The following is a 2,500-nucleotide window of genomic DNA, read 5'->3' as shown; positions in this document are numbered from 1 at the left end:
AGATCGGGATGAGCTGTGCCTAGGGGTGAAAGGCCAATCAAACTCGGAGATAGCTGGTTCTCTGCGAAATCTATTTAGGTAGAGCGTCATCCGAATACCCCGGGGGGTAGAGCACTGGATGGGTAATGGGGCCCCACAGGCTTACTGATCCTAACCAAACTCCGAATACCCGGGAGTACTAGATGGCAGACACACTGCGGATGCTAACGTCCGTAGTGGAGAGGGAAACAACCCTGACCTACGACTAAGGCCCCTAATTCATGGCTAAGTGGGAAAGCAGGTGGGACGACCAAAACAACCAGGAGGTTGGCTTAGAAGCAGCCATCCTTTAAAGATAGCGTAACAGCTCACTGGTCTAAATAAGTTGTCCTGCGGCGAAGATGTAACGGGGCTCAAGCCATGAGCCGAAGTCTAGGATGCACATAGTGCATGGTAGCAGAGCGTAGTGTGACATAGGACCTTTCCTCTTTAGCATCCCTCGGGGTGTCCTGGAGGAATAGGTTCTTTCGATGAAGCCGGGGCGTGAGCCATCCGGTGGAGAGATCACTAGTGAGAATGATGACATGAGTAGCGACAAAGAGTGTGAGAGACACTCTCGCCGAAAGTCCAAGGGTTCCTGCTTAAAGCTAATCTGAGCAGGGTAAGCCGGCCCCTAAGCCGAGGGCGAAAGCCGTAGGCGATGGGAACTAGGTTAATATTCCTAGGCCAGGAGGATGTGACGGATTGTGAAGGTAGTTCATCCTTATCGGATTGAATGGGCTGCTGATCAGTTCCTGGAAATAGCCCTCCATGAGACCGTACCCTAAACCAACACAGGTGGACTGGTAGAGAATACCAAGGCGCTTGAGAGAACTATCTTGAAGGAACTCGGCAAAATACCTCCGTAAGTTCGCGAGAAGGAGGCCCAGTTTCTACGCAAGTATTGACTGGGGGCACAAACCAGGGGGTGGCGACTGTTTACTAAAAACACAGGGCTCTGCGAAGTCGCAAGACGACGTATAGGGTCTGACGCCTGCCCGGTGCCTGAAGGTTAAAAGGAGGGGTGAGAGCTCCGAATTGAAGCCCAGGTAAACGGCGGCCGTAACTATAACGGTCCTAAGGTAGCGAAATTCCTTGTCGGGTAAGTTCCGACCTGCACGAATGGCGTAACGACTTCCCCGCTGTCTCCAAGATAGACTCAGCGAAATTGAATTGCCTGTCAAGATGCAGGCTTCCCGCGGTTAGACGGAAAGACCCCGTGCACCTTTACTACAGCTTCACACTGGCATCAGGCCATGCATGTGCAGGATAGGTGGTGGGCTTTGAAACTTCGACGCCAGTCGGAGTGGAGCCTCCCTTGAGATACCACCCTTGCATTGCTTGATGTCTAACCGCGGTCCGTTATCCGGATCCGGGACCCTGTGTGGCGGGTAGTTTGACTGGGGCGGTCGCCTCCTAAAGCGTAACGGAGGCGCGCGAAGGTTGGCTCAGAGCGGTCGGAAATCGCTCGTTGAGTGCAATGGCAGAAGCCAGCCTGACTGCGAGACTGACAAGTCGAGCAGAGTCGAAAGACGGCCATAGTGATCCGGTGGTCCCGAGTGGAAGGGCCATCGCTCAACGGATAAAAGGTACGCCGGGGATAACAGGCTGATACTGCCCAAGAGTCCATATCGACGGCAGTGTTTGGCACCTCGATGTCGGCTCATCTCATCCTGGGGCTGGAGCAGGTCCCAAGGGTACGGCTGTTCGCCGTTTAAAGAGGTACGTGAGCTGGGTTTAGAACGTCGTGAGACAGTTCGGTCCCTATCTGCCGTGGGTGTAGGATACTTGAGAGGAGTTGCCCCTAGTACGAGAGGACCGGGGTGAACGATCCACTGGTGTACCAGTTGTTCCGCCAGGAGCAGTGCTGGGTAGCTATGATCGGACAGGATAACCGCTGAAGGCATCTAAGCGGGAAGCCCCCCTCAAAACAAGGTATCCCTGAGGACCGAGGTAGACCACCTCGTCGATAGGCCAGAGATGTAAGTGCGGTAACGCATTCAGTTGACTGGTACTAATGGTCCGATAGGCTTGATTTGATCCAGTAAAAGACAGACTTCTACTAGATAAATCAAAAGCATACACACAACACAGTTGTACATGACTTGGACACGAGGCCGTTTGATCGGTTTGGTGATCATAGCGCGAGTGAAACACCCGGTCCCATCCCGAACCCGGCCGTTAAGCACCGTAGCGCCGATGGTACTGCATCTTAAGGTGTGGGAGAGTAGGTCATCGCCAAACCTATCAAACGACCTCAAAACGTATCTCTCGACGATGAAAAAAATACCTTCAGTACACTCAATACGTCCTGAAGGGCGACAGATCTCAAAAACCAAATGGTAAAGAGATCAAGCTGGCCTCAAGTAGCCCTCCGGGCGGTAGGCCAACATAAAGCGTCGCGGGATGGAGCAGCCCGGTAGCTCGTCAGGCTCATAACCTGAAGGTCGTAGGTTCAAATCCTACTCCCGCAACCAACACT

At 53.3% G+C, this 2,500-nt stretch carries 1 tRNA gene and 2 rRNA genes (1 of these 3 cut by a window edge); all 3 read left to right on the top strand.

Features of this window, described 5'->3' with window-relative positions:
- A 23S ribosomal RNA gene (locus Q0955_RS20800) occupies window positions 1-2,057 on the top strand (it extends 775 nt beyond the left edge of the window).
- Between the two features lie 90 nt (window positions 2,058-2,147).
- Window positions 2,148-2,262, top strand: a 5S ribosomal RNA gene (gene rrf / locus Q0955_RS20795).
- A gap of 156 nt (window positions 2,263-2,418) precedes the next feature.
- Window positions 2,419-2,495, top strand: a tRNA-Met gene (locus tag Q0955_RS20790).
- Window positions 2,496-2,500: the final 5 nt, after the last annotated feature.

It is taken from the genome of uncultured Shimia sp. (assembly GCF_947493595.1).
Taxonomy (GTDB): Bacteria; Pseudomonadota; Alphaproteobacteria; order Rhodobacterales; family Rhodobacteraceae; genus Shimia.
Note: the sequence above shows the minus strand (reverse complement) of the source record. Positions and strands in the feature narration are given on the sequence as shown.